General features: G+C 36.7%; 1 protein-coding gene. It reads left to right on the forward strand.

Annotated features, from left to right (window positions below; genetic code table 11):
• On the forward strand, window positions 1-1,180 hold a 1,180-nt coding region (locus tag ABS911_RS15135; protein ID WP_350468236.1), incomplete at both ends, for a basic amino acid/polyamine antiporter.

The following is a 1,180-nucleotide window of genomic DNA, read 5'->3' on the forward strand; positions in this document are numbered from 1 at the left end:
TCTGCTAAGCGTCCTGACTTGGATGCTGGGATTTATAGTTACGCTAAAGAAGGATTCGGAAAATATATGGGATTCAATTCAGCATGGGGTTATTGGTTATCAGCATTTTTAGGAAATGTTGCTTATGGAACATTACTATTCAGTTCAATCGGGTATTTTTTTCCTATTTTTGGCGACGGTCAGAACTTAGCTTCGGTTATCGGGGCATCTGTCATGCTTTGGTTGGTTCATGCACTTATATTAAAAGGAGTTGAAACGGCTTCCTTTATCAATGCAATTGTCACAGCAGCAAAATTGATCCCGTTAGCGATCTTTTTTGTAGCCATGTTTGTAGCCTTTAAATTAGATGTTTTTACAGCTGATTTTTGGGGAACGATCTCCGGGAATTTTTCATTTAAAGAAGTGATGGATCAAGTTCAAGGTACGATGTTAGTTACGGTATGGGTATTTATTGGTATTGAGGGAGCAGTTGTCTTTTCCGGTCGAGCTAAGCATAAATCTGATGTTGGTAAAGCGACGATTATCGGTTTAGTAACCGTGATTGCCATTTACCTACTCACAACGATTTTATCAATGGCCGTTTTAACTAGACCTGAATTAGCTGACTTACCTCAACCTGCAATGGCTTATTTGTTAGAAAGTGTCGTTGGTAAGTGGGGTGCAGTGTTGATTAATATTGGTGTGATCATTTCTGTATCGGGCGCTTGGCTTGCTTGGACCATGTTTGCGGCTGAATTGCCATTTCAAGCAGCAAAACAAGGTGCTTTCCCTAAATTTTTTATTAAAGAAAATAAAAATGGCGCACCTGTTAATTCGTTATTATTTACAAATGTACTGATCCAATTGTTCTTATTCACTTTTTTAATCAGTTCAAGAGCTTACAATTTCGCTTTTTCATTGGCTTCATCAGCTATTTTAATTCCTTATGCATTTACAGCATTTTATCAATTAAAACTGTCATTAATGGAAACAAGTGACACAAAACGCCGTAATCAAAATATTTTTATTGGAATAGTAGCTAGTATTTATGCTATTTGGTTGATTTATGCGGGTGGAGTGGATTACTTACTGCTAACAATGTTGTTGTACGCACCAGGAATCATTATTTATGCTTGGGTACAAAAAGAAAATAAAGAAAAAATATTTACTAAGAGTGAATGGATTGCAGCAGCAGTCATTG

This window comes from Carnobacterium sp., assembly GCF_040274425.1.